The sequence below is a fragment of the Aliikangiella aequoris genome (assembly GCF_053709105.1).
This window is the reverse complement of sequence record NZ_CM132298.1, coordinates 840439-855395: the sequence shown is the minus strand read 5'-3', so window position 1 is coordinate 855395 and position 14957 is coordinate 840439. Positions and strand designations below refer to the sequence as shown.

13 protein-coding genes are annotated in these 14957 nt (G+C 40.1%); 7 read left to right on the top strand and 6 right to left on the bottom strand.

Annotated features, from left to right (window positions below; all coding sequences use genetic code 11):
• Positions 1-47: 47 nt before the first annotated feature.
• Together ACUR5C_RS03810 and ACUR5C_RS03805 are read left to right on the top strand one after the other, a co-directional pair.
• Positions 48-779 carry a hypothetical protein gene (locus ACUR5C_RS03810; protein ID WP_454467028.1) on the top strand — a complete coding sequence of 244 codons (732 nt, stop codon included), beginning with the start codon at positions 48-50 and terminating at the stop codon, positions 777-779.
• A gap of 12 nt (positions 780-791) precedes the next feature.
• On the top strand, positions 792-1433 hold the full coding sequence (locus ACUR5C_RS03805) for a site-2 protease family protein (protein ID WP_454467027.1): 642 nt from the start codon (positions 792-794) through the stop codon (positions 1431-1433).
• Positions 1434-1478: 45 nt separating this feature from the next.
• Here ACUR5C_RS03805 and ACUR5C_RS03800 read toward each other — a convergent pair whose 3' ends face one another.
• The 4 genes from ACUR5C_RS03800 to ACUR5C_RS03785 all read right to left on the bottom strand — a co-directional run bounded on the left by ACUR5C_RS03800 (position 1479) and on the right by ACUR5C_RS03785 (position 3894).
• A complete protein-coding gene (locus tag ACUR5C_RS03800) occupies positions 1479-2060 on the bottom strand; it encodes a hypothetical protein (protein WP_454467026.1) in 582 nt (193 codons plus the stop codon).
• Positions 2053-2646: an RNA polymerase sigma factor gene (locus ACUR5C_RS03795; protein ID WP_454467864.1), complete on the bottom strand. Its 594-nt coding sequence runs from the start codon at positions 2644-2646 to the stop codon at positions 2053-2055. The genes ACUR5C_RS03800 and ACUR5C_RS03795 overlap by 8 nt, the downstream gene beginning before the upstream one ends.
• 128 nt (positions 2647-2774) lie before the next feature.
• The gene (locus ACUR5C_RS03790; RefSeq protein ID WP_454467025.1) at positions 2775-3071 is read right to left on the bottom strand and encodes a DUF1653 domain-containing protein; all 297 of its coding nucleotides are present in this window, start codon (positions 3069-3071) and stop codon (positions 2775-2777) included.
• Positions 3064-3894: a tetratricopeptide repeat protein gene (locus tag ACUR5C_RS03785; RefSeq protein ID WP_454467863.1), complete on the bottom strand. Its 831-nt coding sequence runs from the start codon at positions 3892-3894 to the stop codon at positions 3064-3066. Before ACUR5C_RS03785 ends, ACUR5C_RS03790 begins: the two co-directional genes overlap by 8 nt.
• Before the next feature lie 299 nt (positions 3895-4193).
• Between ACUR5C_RS03785 and ACUR5C_RS03780 the strand changes: the two genes are divergently transcribed.
• Positions 4194-4496 (top strand): hypothetical protein, encoded by a 303-nt coding sequence (locus tag ACUR5C_RS03780; protein ID WP_454467024.1) that lies wholly within the window; start codon positions 4194-4196, stop codon positions 4494-4496.
• Between the two features lie 74 nt (positions 4497-4570).
• Here the strand turns inward: ACUR5C_RS03780 and ACUR5C_RS03775 are convergent, their stop codons facing one another.
• Positions 4571-7003, bottom strand: a complete 2433-nt coding sequence (locus ACUR5C_RS03775; RefSeq protein WP_454467023.1) for a S9 family peptidase — start codon at positions 7001-7003, stop codon at positions 4571-4573.
• 488 nt (positions 7004-7491) lie between these two features.
• On the opposite strand from ACUR5C_RS03775, the gene ACUR5C_RS03770 reads away from it, so the two are divergent.
• Positions 7492-8361: a BPSS1780 family membrane protein gene (locus ACUR5C_RS03770; protein WP_454467022.1), complete on the top strand. Its 870-nt coding sequence runs from the start codon at positions 7492-7494 to the stop codon at positions 8359-8361.
• Between the two features lie 49 nt (positions 8362-8410).
• A complete protein-coding gene (locus ACUR5C_RS03765; RefSeq protein ID WP_454467021.1) occupies positions 8411-10087 on the top strand; it encodes a GGDEF domain-containing protein in 1677 nt (558 codons plus the stop codon).
• Between the two features lie 40 nt (positions 10088-10127).
• Here ACUR5C_RS03765 and ACUR5C_RS03760 read toward each other — a convergent pair whose 3' ends face one another.
• Positions 10128-10610 (bottom strand): YajQ family cyclic di-GMP-binding protein, encoded by a 483-nt coding sequence (locus ACUR5C_RS03760; protein WP_454467020.1) that lies wholly within the window; start codon positions 10608-10610, stop codon positions 10128-10130.
• A 244-nt stretch (positions 10611-10854) separates the two neighbouring features.
• On the opposite strand from ACUR5C_RS03760, the gene mgtE reads away from it, so the two are divergent.
• Together mgtE and ACUR5C_RS03750 are read left to right on the top strand one after the other, a co-directional pair.
• A complete protein-coding gene (mgtE, locus tag ACUR5C_RS03755) occupies positions 10855-12240 on the top strand; it encodes a magnesium transporter (RefSeq protein WP_454467019.1) in 1386 nt (461 codons plus the stop codon).
• A gap of 485 nt (positions 12241-12725) precedes the next feature.
• Positions 12726-14927, top strand: a complete 2202-nt coding sequence (locus ACUR5C_RS03750) for a M4 family metallopeptidase (protein ID WP_454467018.1) — start codon at positions 12726-12728, stop codon at positions 14925-14927.
• The last annotated feature ends 30 nt before the right edge of the window (positions 14928-14957 follow it).

The window sequence follows — 14957 nt, the reverse complement described above, 5'->3', positions numbered from 1 at the left end:
AAAGCTGTTAAAATGCCGCTCAGTTTACTACTTAGAGAACTAAATTAATGATAATAAAAGCTTTACAGTTTTTAATGGTTTTTACTTTAGGGCTAATTATAGGTATTTGGCCATTTGGTCATTCTACAACCAATTTAAATGCTAACTCAGAAAATAGCTTAACATCGACTGAAGCCTCTTTAGCAGCAAACGATTGGATTGAGCCAGAGCTAACGAGCAACCTTAGTCACTTAGAGTTGCAGCTAAAAGAACAGGCAGACACTATTGCCAGTTTAAAAAATCAGGTCAATCAATTGCAAACTGTCAACAAGCAGTTAAGTCAAAATAAACGGCCAAACAATGACTCTCAAAGTATCACAGAAGCTGCGCCACGGCCGGAACTTGAAGTGTTAACTATGCAAGATTTTGAGACCCGAATAAAAGATCAGTTTTTAGATAGGTTCAGAGGCATTGCGATTCAATTAGAGGGTGAGCAATTGGCCGAAGTTAAAACGTCTTTTTCTCAAAACCAAAATAAAGATGGCTGGAGTGCTCAATATGAAAACTATATTAGTGACTACTTTAGTCAAAATAACCCTAGCAACGCACACTTTATAGAAGAGATTAACTGCAACACCCGTATGTGCCGCTTAAAAGTTCAACCTGGCGACGCCAATCAATGGAAAAAGCTTTATGCCAACTTAACCCAGCAAGAATGGTATAGTAGCATGACTTTAGTAGAGCAAAGCGAAAGCTCAAACACAAAAATTTATTATATCCCTAAACCATTTAACCCTTAAGGCTAAAAAATAATGATTACGCTTTTAATGCAAGGCGAATATGCGATTTTTATTATGTTGCTTATTGCCATAATAATCTCGCTTTCATTCCATGAGTTTGGACATGCATGGACGGCCAAAAAGTTTGGCGATAATACCGCAGAGCGCATGGGCAGGTTAACGCTTAACCCTGTCGCTCATATTGATCCTGTTGGTTTATTAATGGTGGCTACTGTGGGCTTTGGTTATGCTAAACCGGTTCCAACCGACCCTCGAAATTTTAACTCTCCACAAGCCTCATTTTGGATAAGTGCGGCGGGGCCGGCAATGAACTTAATATTGGCATTCTTAAGTATTAATTTACTTGCCTTTGCGGCGCATTTTGGAATAGACAGTTTAACTAGTATGGGTCCAAGGTATTTTCTACAGTACTTAGCATTTATTAACTTAATTTTAATGCTCTTTAATTTATTGCCCATAGGTGCGCTCGACGGCCACTACATGATGCCCTATTTCTTATCCAGAGATTTAGCTTTTAAATATGTTCGTTGGAATGCTCAATATGGCAATATGGTATTACTAGGGTTAATAGGTTTAAGTATATTAGGACTACCTATTTTCTCATTTCTAATGAACTTTGCAGCTAAGCTCTCAAGCTACTTAATCATTTTTTAACCGGCAATAATTGATAGCATATAAGCTGAAAAATAACAACGCTCGCTATTTAATTAAATCTTTCCATAGTGCCTCAAGACGTAAATATTCTGCTTGTTTTTTCTTTTGATACCAAGCCGACAGCCCGCCAATTCCGCCTAGCCAAACGCACACAAACAGCGTTACAACAGCAATGTTATCTTGATGAGAAGCCTCTAAGTTGAATATTAGATCAAGCCCCAACCAAAGAAAAAACACGACCAGTACAGCAAGGCAAAACTGCCAACCAATTTTTCCAATTAATATGCCCGCTTTTACCCGTTGCAAATATAAATTAAGAATATCTTTGGTGGTTTTACCCTGACTTTTAATAATCGGTAGCCTTATTTTAAAATCTAAAAAGACACCAACAACAATAAAGACTCCCATCACACAGTGCCAAATAATTTCTAAAGTATTGGCACCCTCTAAAATAACAAGGTAATAAACAAACGGGAAGTAAGCCAGTAAGATCACAAGATCCAAAGCGAGTATGGCAATCATTCGATAAGTAACCCAATTGGTTTTACGATTGATCTTACGCATGTCTGGCTGATACGCTTGCCACTCTGAAGCTAAAGTTTCCCAATCATTATTTGGATCAGTCATTGCTTTCTCCCTGACTTAAAATTTGATTGAGTTTTTGTTTGGCTCGATTGAGTTTTGCGCCAACATTGCTTACGCTTATCCCCAATATTTCAGCGGTTTCTTTATAGCTAAGGCCTTCTAACGACAAGGTGACTAATTGGCGGTCGCTCATACCTAAACAATGTATTGCTCGCACTAACTTCTGCATTTTTTGATTCTTTGACATTTTTTCGCTCGGGCAGTCTTCACCAACAAAATCAAAATCTTCAATTTCTACTTGGAAGGGTTCTTTAGCATATTTTGCAACATGAGAAACTGCCCGCTTATGGCAAATACTTAACACATAGGTTTTTAGCGCAGACTGTTGATTAAATTGAGCAAGCGCTTTCCATAAAGCCATTGATATTTCTTGGTAAAGCTCTTCTTGCAACGCTTTATTCCGCTCGTAAGAACTCACTACCCTAGAAATCATTGGGTGATATTGATTGAGCGTTTCTTCAAAGAGCAGCTCTTGCTCTCGACGTTTACCGCTCATTACAGCGGCTGGCATATTTGGGCTTGCTCCAATAATCGCCATAGACGTCATGTTGACCGAGTTGTTGAGCATACTCACCCGCTCTCCAAAAACAAGTTTGCTTATAAGACATACTTAACTTAGTCCTTACTATCGTTGTTTTATTACAAATGTTACTCATTTTTAACACCTAACCAAAAATAACCGCTCTCAATGGCAACTCAACCAAGGTTAACCCACTTAAACCGTGGACATTGAACGCCATTAATAAGCACCGACTCGGTAAACATTTGCAGTGGTCTAACCCACAAGTTTTGCGATTGCATTAAGGCAGGATCTTGTAATTTAGGGTAGCTTTTAGGGGCTTGCTGCGAGTCTTTTTGCAACGGAAAGTATAACACCAAAACCTCCTCAGTCTCGCTGTGCCTAACCGTAGAAATCACTTGATAGAAATTCCCTTTGTAATGCTGGTATAAGCCCGGGCGTATGGTTTGGTCTTGGTTACAAGTATTATTCATTGATTGGCTCAATCCAAGGTTGGTGACTTTGATATGACTCTAAATGCTTCTGAAACTCCAGTAAAAAGTCTTCTTCAACATCCTCTGGCAAATGACTTATGGCTTTTTGCTGTATTTCAACGGCTTTGTCAAACTGTGAATCTGCCGCTTCAACCGCAGCAATAGTGTCTAAATAAATAGCTAAGTCTTGCGGAGACTCGGTATCTTCCAAGGAAATTCTTTTTGCCCAAAAGCGTGCTTTTTTTACATCTCTAAAGCCTGAAATTTCACTTGTCGCATACAGCCAAGCGAGATTATTGGCGCTCATAGCATGCCCCGCATTGGCTGCTCGTCTAAACCAGTCAACTGAGGTAGATAAGTCACGCAGCGGTGTTTCAAGATAAATGTTACCTAATGAAAATGCTGCTTCTGTATCACCTTGATCAGCTGATTTAGTCAACCAATTGACCGCCTCAGGTAAACTCTTGGCAATTCCATCTCCATTAAGGTATGCAAAACCAACCGTTGTTTGCGCTTCAATTAAGCCGCTTTCTGCAGCTCGCTTATACCAACTGAAAGCTCCGGGCAAGTCACGCCCTTGCTTGGCTAAGTCATAGTATAAAATATTAGCAACTCGGTACTGAGCACCAACTTCGCCCAATTCACCAGCTTTGGCACAAACATCTAAAGCCACCACATAACTCGTTGCGCGGTAATGGTTTTCACACTGAACAAGCAGTCTTAATGACTCCTGAGGGGCTTCACTGCACCCAGCGATAAGACTTCCCCCCAACAGAGCGAGCACCTTTATAGGGTAACTCGCCCACTTAAACCCTTTTATCATAGTCACTTAACCCTTTAACCCTTTAACCCTTTAACCCTTTAACCCTTTAACCCTTTAACCCTTGGTTTATCAACTTACTTATTCAAGTCTACCAATATTTAACTTTCAAATCTTACTAAAATGCGGCTCACTCTCATCGATTACTAAGGTAGTTTCCTCGAGCAAAATAATCCGCTTAATATCCTGAGTAATAGAACACATTTTGTACAAACAATGGAAAAATTGCTTTCTTTTCTTTTAATATCTCAACTATACTAATATCTCATTTGATTAAAAGGATTTATCTATTGGCTAACGAAATGACTTCAAAAGACCGAGACTTCATTTGGCGCGTGGTTGATCATGCAGTCGAAAAAGCCGGCTCTCATGCCAACCTCTTTTCTAACCGACTTGATTTTTTTGAAGAATCTGGACGCATTAAGTTTCGCTGGCCGGTTTGGATGCATGCGATTAAAGGCTATCTTATTTTTCAATATGGCGAAAAAAAAGCCGAAGCGCTGTTACTAACCATTTTGCGAGAAGTCATGTCAGAAGCAAACTATCATGCTTATTTGCGTAAAATTGAGCGACTTGAAAAAGACTCGAATCAAAAAGCCGGTTAATTAATGCCCGTCAATCAAACCGTTTGAATAGACCTAAAAAAACCAGCTCAGGCTGGTTTTTTTAGGCTTGAAGCTTAAGGGTTAAGATGTTCTTCAAATAAATTAAAGATACGCGTGTATTCATCTAACCAACTTGAAGGCTGGACAAAGCCATGAGGCTCAACTGGATAAATTGCAGTTTCAAAGTACTCGGTTTTCTCTAACTCTATTAAGCGCTGTACCAGTCTCACCGTATCTTTAAAAAATACGTTGTCATCTACCATGCCGTGACAAATCAGAAGGGGCTTATTTAATCCTTCAGCAAACTCAATTGGCGAGCTTCTTTCATAGGCAATAGGGTCAACTTCAGGTGTGTTAAGAATATTTGAAGTATAGCCATGATTATAATGTGCCCAATCAGTTACAGGTCTCAGCGAAGCTCCCGCGGCAAAGGTTTCTGGCGATTTAAAAAGCGCCATAAAAGTCATAAATCCGCCGTATGAACCACCATAAACACCGACTCTTTTAGGATCAACATTAGCATTCTCAACTAGCCACTTAACGCCGTCTTGCATGTCTTGAAGCTCTGGCGTACCCATTTGGCGGTAAATAGCAGTGCGCCAATCTCTGCCGTAGCCTTTAGACGCACGGTAGTCCATGTCTAATACCACATATCCCATTTGAGTAAGCATATTGTGAAACATAAACTCTCTAAAATAGCCAGACCAGCCTTGGTGACTATTTTGTAGATAACCAGCCCCATGAACGAACATGACCGCTGGCTTTTTACCTTCCGCCGAGGTCTTTGCTGCGCTGCGCGCGGCGTAGTAACGCGAATAAATAGGCTTATTCACATGACTTGAAGGCACAGCAACAATTTCTGGGGCTTGCCAATCAATCGACTTAAACTCACTGCTAGCCGTTGAAGTTAACTGTTTTGGCGAAACACTAGAATCTAAAGTTGCGTGTAATAGTTCTGGCATTTTAGTAGTTGTTGAATGACGAATCAGTAAGCTTTGCTCGTCTGGCGAAAGCACGTAATCGTTAACACCGCCTAAATTGGTTAAAGCTTTAACCTGACCGCCCTTTTTAGCGACTTGATAAATTTCATAAATTCCTGGGTGCTTTTTGTTTGCTTTAAAGTAAAAATGGTTACCATCTGCTGACACAGTGACATCACTAACTTCGTAACTACCTTCTGTTAACTGGCGAGGTCTGCGCTTGCCGGTTTTTATATAAAGATGCGAATAACCATCTTCTTCTGATAAGTAATAAAGGGTATTGTTATCTGGCAACCAGCCAAATTGATTGAAGGTCCAATCATTAATCCAAGCTTCATCAGACATCCAATGCAGTGTTTTTAATTCAGGCTTACCCACATCGATCCCAACAATCCAGCGGTCTTTGTTATCATAAGAATACAAAATTAAAGCGGCTTTAGTACTATCTTTAGTCCACTCTACTCCACCATTAGCAGTCCAATTATGGGCATAAACCGCGCGTGGTGATTCATTTTCTACAAATTTCTGCTTGGTTCGCTTAGCGGTCATTTTTTTAATTTTTGCTAAAGGATCATCGCTAATCCCCGGCAGTTTGCTAGTTTTTAGAGCGTGCTTTTTGTGCGCTTTAAGGTCAAACAAATAAAAGGTTTCCTGGGTTGGCTCAGATGTGCCGACCAAAGGGCGTACTTTGCGATCGTTAACGTAACCGTCTGCGGTAACAAACTCTGGCATATGATCGCTTTTGCCCGAGCGAGACTTGGGCGTAGTGCCTAAAATTAACCATTGTGCATTAGGTGACAATCTAAAGGTTTTTATTGATACATTTTTGCCTAAGTACCAAGTTTTAGTTGTGCGTTCTAAAATGTCGCGTTTGCGTTGCTTTTGAAATTCTTTTTCTTGTGTGGTTTTATTAATATATTCAATCAGTCTTGGTTGAGATTGTTCTAAGTAAGATTGTTCTTTTTCGCGCTCAGGATCTTGCGACAACTTAAACTCTGCGACTTGATTGATTGAGCCATTATTTAAGTTGTAAATAAAAATGCTATGTCCTTCTAAAAAGCTCACTTGATTTTCGTTAACAAACTGAGCATTAGACTGTGTTTTATTGTCTTGAATTAATCCTTTAACTTGTTTGCTGGCAAAGTCTACCCAGTAAAGATCACCTTGATAAGTAAAAACCCCTTGAGTTTTTGCTTGATTAAGGTTGGCCGATTGGGCCTCAAACCAAAGCCGGTCTTCTGATGACACAGGTTTTACCGCTGATTGACTTAACTCAATTATCATTTGGCGTTTATGCCCATGCCCCATGGCTTTTTGAGTATAAAGCACTGCCTGCCCATCTCTCGACCAAGCGAAATCCTGCGGCGAAGCTCCCATCCAGTCAGGATCAGCCATAATTTGTTTTAAACTAAGATTATTACTTAATGCCTGATTATCATTAGCAGCACTGAGCCATTGGCTCGGTAAAAATAAGCTAATACTTATATAGGTAAACAGTAGTTTGCTCGATACGCTTAATTTCATCATTTATTTCTCAACTAGGGTGTATAGTTTGTTACCGACAGTGAATACTTCGTTATTTTTATCATTTATTGGCTTAGGTTAAACATTGAGCCTGAATTCAAGCTAGCCTGTTACAAGACATTAATCGTCATGCGCTTGATTAAAAGCTTTTCACAGCCAAGCAATAAATTGCTGCAAAGAATAACATTGTGAATTCCCACTGGCCAGTGAGCAAATAAGGCAACCTTTAGCTTTTAACTAAAAATGAGCAGATTAGAGTTAAATTTTTGTAAAAGAATATGACTTTACTCAATTTTGTCGCAAAATCACGCCATTTTCCACGTAAAAATACCAGTCCGTTTGTTTTTCATAGCCCATTTATTCAACCGCCACCGGCTTGCATAGCAGCAAATAAACTGTGTTCATTGCTTGTTGCGAGAATGCGATTTGATTATAGTGTGGCTAACTGCAATAGCGCATTATTCATGTCCATACAATTCTAGGAGACATAAGTGTCAGATAACCATTATGAAAGCCCTAGCGCGAACCTCACTCCGCCCAATGAAGTTAAATTAGAGCCTCGTAAAGTTCAAGCGAGTGATGGCTGGCAATGGCTTGTTAAAGGCGCAGAATACTTTTTAGCAACGCCTGGAGCTTGGTTTGGCGCCATGATGCTACTGGTTTTTGGCTTTGTTGTGCTAGCTTTTATACCGGGTGTTAATCTGCTCTTAAATATAATTGCGCCCATTATTAGTGCGGGGTTTATGTATTCCTGTGAGCAAATAAGACGTAATGGAGAGTTTAAGTTTGACAATCTATTTAAAGGCTTTAGCTTAAACCTTAATCAGTTGGCTATTGTTGGCTTAATCTATTCTCTAAGTGTTTCTTTGGTGCTGGTTTTCAGCTTCACATTACCCGAATTACTTGGCTATAGCAGTATTGATTTTCAAAATCCAGAAGCAATAAAAGCTTTAAGTCCCGAACAACTTATCAACAATATTGCTTTACCGGCTTTAGTTGCGATGGCGTTAATTGTTCCTGTGCTAATGGCCTATTGGTTTGCTCCAGCCCTTGTGATTTTACGTGGATTAAAGGCAACTAGTGCGTTTAAGCTTAGTTTTAAAGCTTGTTATATGAATATTGTCCCCTTTTTAGTTTATGGTATCGGTGGCTTTTTAATGGTAGCTGGGTTAATGCTTATTGTTAACATAGTCGCTTCCATTAGCATGTTTATTGCGCTTCCTGTAATGATTGGGTGTTATTTAGTGATGATGTCTGTTTTTATGGCGTCAAACTATACATCTTTCATTGGCATATTCCCGCCAGCGGATAGTGAAGACGAAAGCCAATCGGCGGACACTCAAGATCAGATGATTGCATAAAGGCCGTTATGATATTTTGTAGTTTACTTTATATAGTTAGAGTTAGCTGATGAAAAAGCAGTTAGTGCTTTTGAAATTGTTTGTTTGCCTTATTGCTGTCGCGAACAAGAGTTCAGCGGCTCAACTCATCGATCAACTTCCCGCAACGTTAGCTAAAAACTGGCAAGTCTGTTTTTATTTTGAAACCAGCGAACAAGAGTGTGCCAAACAAGACTTACCTTTACCTAAAAGTGAGCTGGTTAGAAAAGCCAAACTGCAGATTTATCAAAAAGAATTTATTCCAAGCAGCCAATTAAAGGGAGCCTCTTTAGGCTTACTCATTCAGCAACTTGATGATACTGACGCAGCTTATGTCAACGGAGAGCTGATTGGTCGCACAGGTCAATTTTTGCCTAAATACGAAACCGGTTATCGCCAACCGCGCCTCTACCTAATCCCTCATGGACTAATAAAGTTCAATCAATTTAATCGAATAGAAATCCACACCTTTAGCGCAAGGAACAGTGTCAGTTTAACTCAGTTTTCACCGGTGATTGATCATTTTTCAGCAATGCAAAAGCAGCTCTATATTCAAGATAGGTTTTATTTAATCGTCGCCAGTATACTGCTATTACTGACTATATTTCCTGCTTTCTACTTTATCATTGTAAAAGGCAATTTAGAGACGGCTTACTGTTTCTGCTTTTTAGTTGGTTTTTCTCTTGTGACTATAGCTCGCTCGCAGCTACCTATTCAATTTGGCTTGGACTTAAACTCAACCTTCAAATTAGAATTTTTTATGCTGAATTTTTCCCTAGTTTCTGCGTGTTTGTTCTTGTTTTCCTTTTTCGAACTAGAGCTTAGAAAAGTTTATATTGTGGGCTTATGTGCGTTGGGGTTAACCAGCGTTACGTTAATCATTTGGCCCTATGCCATTCACATACGACAGCTAGCAGAGTTTAGCTATTTATTTAGTGCGTTAATGTCATTTGTTATAGCCGGTAGTGCGTTTGTTATCTCTATCCATAAGCAGAGAAAATATGCCATTGTTATTGGTATTAGCTTCTTTTTAGGCTGGCTAAGTATTGTTTATGATGCGTTAATGCATGCCAATATTTTATTTGGAATTGATCTTACAATTAACAAAAAGCTCACACCTTTTTTCTCTGTATTACTTGGAATCACTATTTTACTGACTATGACACATAAATATTGGACCTTTTTTAAAGGCTCAACATTTGACCATTTAACAGGCACTCTGTTACGGCCTGCATTTTTTCAGCGACTATCAGAAGAAATGCACCGTAGCCGAAGAGGTGATTTAACTTTACTTATTTCAGTCATAGAAATACAGCAAGCAAAAAAACTTTCCGCCAACTTTAGCTATAGCTTAGGTAACCACTTGTTAATGACTGTTAGTAGCTCACTGACCAAAGTACTTAGGCCCTATGATTTAATCTGTCGATTTAGTGATGAGCAGTTTTGTATTGCGACTACAGTGAAAAGCCAAAAAAATGCAGAAGCTTGCATCGACAGAATTCACAACGAGCTAATTAGCATTCAACAACCAATCAATGAAGAAATTGATCTCTACGTAGACGCTAGAATTGGCAGTGTTATTTATAACGACGAGCAACATTTATCTGTTTCTCACTTAGTACAAGATGCAAACTATGCACTGTCTAAAGCAAAAAATGAGTCTAAACAAAGCTTTCTGTTAATTCAAAGCCCTTTAATTAATCTTTAATACAAAAGCATGCGAGTCTTTTCTAGCGCTGGCACCAAAACTAATCTCTAAAGTTATTAAACTGCATCGGCCATTCTAGCTCAGACTCTTTAATTAACCGCATTACTGCTTGTAAGTCATCACGCTTTTTGCCAGTTACTCTTAATTTGTCACCTTGAATACTGGCTTGTACTTTGAGCTTTGAGTCTTTAATTAGTTTACTTATTTTTTTAGCTAGCGATTGCTCAATGCCTTCACGAATGACAACCTCTTGATAAACTAATTTACCATTCGCCTTAATGTCACCAATTTCCATACATTGCGGATCGATGCCTCGTTTGATCAATTTTACTCTAAGCATATCGACTAACTGCTTTACATGCATTTTGCCATCGGCAATAACTTTTACTTGAGTATCTTTAAGCTCAAATTTTGCAGAGGTGTTTTTTAAATCAAAACGAGTGCTTATTTCACGGTTGGCTTGGTCCACCGCATTGGCAAGCTCGTGAAAGTCAACTTCCGAGACAACATCTAATGATGGCATGCTTATTTTCCTCAATGAAATATTAGTAAAAAAACCAACAACTGGTCATGGCCGAAAAATGCCCCAATTGGTCTGTATTATAAACATAAATAATTCGTTTGGGGATGGATTTACTATACTAATAGAAAGCCTATTTAATTTGACTTCAATTAAAATTGGACAGTTTTTCAATAAGTTGTGATAATTTCACTAAAGATTCCCCTTTCATCAAGCTATTTGTAGCTTTTTAACTATTTGCGAGCTTATGTCAGCAGTCGAAAGTTTAGAAAACGAGTACAGCAACGAGCACTTAGAGCGCCTAAATACGGCACTACAAGACGGCAAGTTTGTTAAAGTACGTAAAATGCTTAACGCGTTGCCTGCGGCTGACGTAGCGCATTTTTTAGAGTCTACGCCTCCCAAAGAAAGGGATATTTTATGGCGCTTAATTAACACTGAGCGCGAAGGTCAAGTTTTACAATTTCTAGACAACGAAATTAGAAATGATTACGCCATCCAAATGGAACCTGCAGAACTAGCAGCGGCGACCAAAGACTTAGAAATTGATGACCAAGCTGACATTTTAGGCAACCTACCCGACAAAATCGTTCAAGAAGTGCTCGCATCAATGCGGGTACAAGATCGTCACCGCATTGAACACGCCATGAGCTACCCAGAAGATAGTGCTGGCGGATTAATGAACACCGACGTAGTAACCGTTAGACCTTTGGTTACTATAGAAGTCGTACTACGTTACTTGCGTATGAAAGGCGAACTACCCCGCTCTACTGATAGTATTTATGTTGTTGACTCAGAAGATAAATTTATTGGTGCAGTGACCATATCGGGCTTGGTAACCAGCCAACCAGAACAAACTGTCGATGAAATATTAGAGCAAGAAGTTCAAGCAATTCCACTCAGCTTGCAAGACAGTGACGTTGCCAAACTGTTTGAGCGCCGCGACTTAATTTCTGCACCGGTGGTTAATGAAGAGGGTCAGCTAGTCGGTCGAATCACTATTGATGATGTGGTAGACGTAATAATAGAAGATGCCGATCACTCTTTAATGAGTATGGCCGGTCTGGGTGAGAATGACGATACTTTTGCACCGGTTGTGACTAGCGCAAAGCGACGTGCCGTATGGCTAGGTATTAATCTAATTACCGTTATGGTGGCCGCTTCGGTTATTGGTATTTTTGAAGAAACCATTGCCGCAGTCACCGCTTTAGCCATTTTACAACCTATTGTACCTAGCATGGGAGGCATTGCTGGAACTCAATCTTTAACTTTGGTAATTAGAGGCTTAAGTACTGGCAGAATCAGCAATAGCAACTTTCGCTGGTTAATGATGAAAGAGCTTGGCGTATCTGTAATCAATGGTTTTCTATGGGCGCTGGTGGTGGGCTTAAGTGTTTTTCTGTGGTTTAACTATATGCAGCAGTCGCCGCACTCATTTTATTTAGGCGTAACAATTGCTGGAGCCATGATTGTTAATTTAATTGCCGGCGCTTTAGCGGGAGCAGCCCTTCCTATCATTATGACACGTATGAATATCGACCCTGCGCTTTCCGGCGGTGTGGTATTAACCACAGTGACAGATATGGTCGGCTTTTTTGCATTTCTTGGACTGGCCACGGCGTTTTTTATGTAACGGCAAGAACCACCACTCAGTATCTTTAACACTACTAGTCACCACAAGGCGCATCTTTTCAGGTCGGAGCAGCCTTCTATTGCCTGTTAAAACAGCCTGTTAGCGCAGCTTTTAACTAAATTGGTAATATTTACCCTTAATTTTAGAGATATAAACTGATAAATAATTTGCTTATTATTTAAACATGCTGTTAGTATCAGAATCGTATCTCAGATGCATTTAAAGCTAACTGTTATAAGAAAGTAGCCTGTTAATTCTTGGTTTAACAACACCCTTGAAACAGAGCCCAACAACATCAGCTGATAGCGCCTTTGGATACTCCAGTGTTCAGGTATTTAATGTCTCAATTAATTTCTCGTTTAATTTTAGCCATTCAATCCTAGCTGGCTCTTAAAGGGTTTGCAGGGAATCTCACCTTTTTTAAACACTCCCCCAAGTCTAACTAGCTTGGGTACAATAATAATTAATCTCTTCTGGAGAAAAATATGAAAAACAACTTAAAGCTCAAGACGTTGGCGCTGGTTGTCGGTGCGTCATTTGCAGCCACAACACTTTCTGCCAATACCAACTCATCCGCCATGACTATCAAAAACCAAAACAGTAATGGCTCGCCTAGTTTTGTTACTGGCAACTTAGGCTCTATGACCACAAAAAATGCCGCACAAGCACTAAAAAACATTTTGTCTGCACAAACCAGTTATGGATTTACTGGAAGCGAAGACTTTCAAGTAAAGCGAGAGTGGGTAGACTCTCTAGGTAAAACGCATGTGCATTTTGACCAAACCATTAATGGTATCAAAGTTTATGGCACCAGCATGATTCTGCATGCCGATACAACTTCAAACTCACTGACTAGCGCCAACGCAAATGGCAGCATTTACGCGATTTCAGGTTCGCTAGCAGTTGATTCAAACCCAGCAATCGCAGGCATGTTAGTCGCTAATAATGATGGCGGTAACATGGCAATCCAAGCAGCCCAAATGATAGGTAAAATAGAAGGTAAACCAGAGTTAGCCTATGTTTTCATTCCTGAGACTGGAGAAACCAAACTCGCTTGGAAGATTGATGTTAAATACGACGGTACTAACGGTTTTGAACATGACGTAGTGTTCTTCGACGCGAACAGCAGTGAAGAACTTGCACGCCATCCTTTAGTTCACCGCGCAAAAGTTTACAACACATACGACATGAAGAACGCGCCTTATAGTTCAGGAACTCGTCCAGGAACATTAGTTTGCTCAACTGGCCAGTCTTGTTCAGATGCTTCAGCACAACGCGCTCACACTGGCGCTTCAATTGTTTATGATTATTATCAAGATCGCCATGGTCGCGACGGCATAAACGGTTCTGGCATGAACATGATTTCTAGCGTACATACTGGTAGCAATTGGAATAACGCAGTATGGTACCAAAATCAAATGATGTATGGTGACGGCGACGGAACGACATTTATAGATTTAACAAATGATTTTGACATCATTGGCCACGAATTAACCCACGGTGTAACTTCCTATACCGCTAACTTGGTTTACCAGAATGAGTCGGGAGCTTTAAACGAAGCTTGGTCAGACATAATGGGGCTTTCTGCTGAAGCTTACAAAAACGGAACCACAACATCATCTTGGAAATTAGGTGACGGTGCTTATACGCCTGGCACACCTGGCGACGCATTGCGCTATATGAACAACCCAACGCAAGATGGTAGCTCTAAAGACTACTATCCTGAGCGCTATGTTGGCACACAAGATAATGGTGGAGTTCACTGGAACTCTGGTATTGCGAACTTAGCTTATGTATTAGTTGTTGATGGTGGTACTCACCCACGTAATAAAACAACCGTTAACGTACCAGGAATTGGTATGGCGAAAGCTGAAAAAATCTTTTATCGTGCTTTAACCACCTACTTTAACCAAAGCACAAACTTTAGCGGAGCAAGAACCGGAACGGCTCAAGCAGCATTAGATTTATATGGTGCAACAGAAAAAGCCGCGGTTGAAACTGCATGGTGTGCGGTAGGTGTAGGTACTTGCCCAGGAACAACTCCTCCGCCTACAGGTGGTTCAGAACTTGAAAACGGTGTTGCTAAAACAGGTTTAAGTGCGAGTACTGGTCAAGACATTACCTTTACTATGGACGTACCAGCTGGTGCAACTAACATTAATTTTGTAATGAGCGGCGGCAGCGGCGATGCAGATTTATATGTTAAGTTTGGAAGCGCACCAACCGACTCAAGCTATGATTGCCGTCCATACAAAAATGGCAACTCAGAATCTTGTACAGGTTCTTCAACCGGTGGCATTTATTATGTGCGAATTAAAGCTTATAGCAGCTTTGCTAACGTAAGCTTAACTGGTAGCTATACGGCACCTACAAGTGGTAACGACCCAATTGATGTTAGCCAAAGCAATATCTCGGTTGCATCTGGTCAGTGGGCACGCTACACCTATGTAATGCCAGCAGGATATTCAACTTTAACTGTTAGTATTTCTGGCGGTTCAGGTGATGCAGATTTATATGTTCGTCATGGCGCGCAATCGACAACTAGCGCATATGACTGCCGTCCATATAAAAATGGTAACAATGAAACTTGTAACTTTAATAACCCGGCTTCAGGTACTTGGTACTTAGATATTCGCGGTTATTCTACAGCTTCAGGCGTTACTCTAAGACTGACGGCTAATCCATAGCATTATAGCCGTTTAATAAAGAGGGGCTTT

Bases quoted from the DNA above. Each gene is read 5' to 3' on its own strand.
- ACUR5C_RS03810 (WP_454467028.1), top strand. From the start codon at position 48: ATGATAATAAAAGCTTTACAGTTTTTAATGGTTTTTACTTTAGGGCTA.
- ACUR5C_RS03805 (WP_454467027.1), top strand. From the start codon at position 792: ATGATTACGCTTTTAATGCAAGGCGAATATGCGATTTTTATTATGTTG.
- ACUR5C_RS03800 (WP_454467026.1), bottom strand. From the start codon at position 2,060: ATGACTGATCCAAATAATGATTGGGAAACTTTAGCTTCAGAGTGGCAA.
- ACUR5C_RS03795 (WP_454467864.1), bottom strand. From the start codon at position 2,646: ATGCTCAACAACTCGGTCAACATGACGTCTATGGCGATTATTGGAGCA.
- ACUR5C_RS03790 (WP_454467025.1), bottom strand. From the start codon at position 3,071: ATGAATAATACTTGTAACCAAGACCAAACCATACGCCCGGGCTTATAC.
- ACUR5C_RS03785 (WP_454467863.1), bottom strand. From the start codon at position 3,894: ATGATAAAAGGGTTTAAGTGGGCGAGTTACCCTATAAAGGTGCTCGCT.
- ACUR5C_RS03780 (WP_454467024.1), top strand. From the start codon at position 4,194: ATGACTTCAAAAGACCGAGACTTCATTTGGCGCGTGGTTGATCATGCA.
- ACUR5C_RS03775 (WP_454467023.1), bottom strand. From the start codon at position 7,003: ATGATGAAATTAAGCGTATCGAGCAAACTACTGTTTACCTATATAAGT.
- ACUR5C_RS03765 (WP_454467021.1), top strand. From the start codon at position 8,411: ATGAAAAAGCAGTTAGTGCTTTTGAAATTGTTTGTTTGCCTTATTGCT.
- ACUR5C_RS03760 (WP_454467020.1), bottom strand. From the start codon at position 10,610: ATGCCATCATTAGATGTTGTCTCGGAAGTTGACTTTCACGAGCTTGCC.
- mgtE (WP_454467019.1), top strand. From the start codon at position 10,855: ATGTCAGCAGTCGAAAGTTTAGAAAACGAGTACAGCAACGAGCACTTA.
- ACUR5C_RS03750 (WP_454467018.1), top strand. From the start codon at position 12,726: ATGAAAAACAACTTAAAGCTCAAGACGTTGGCGCTGGTTGTCGGTGCG.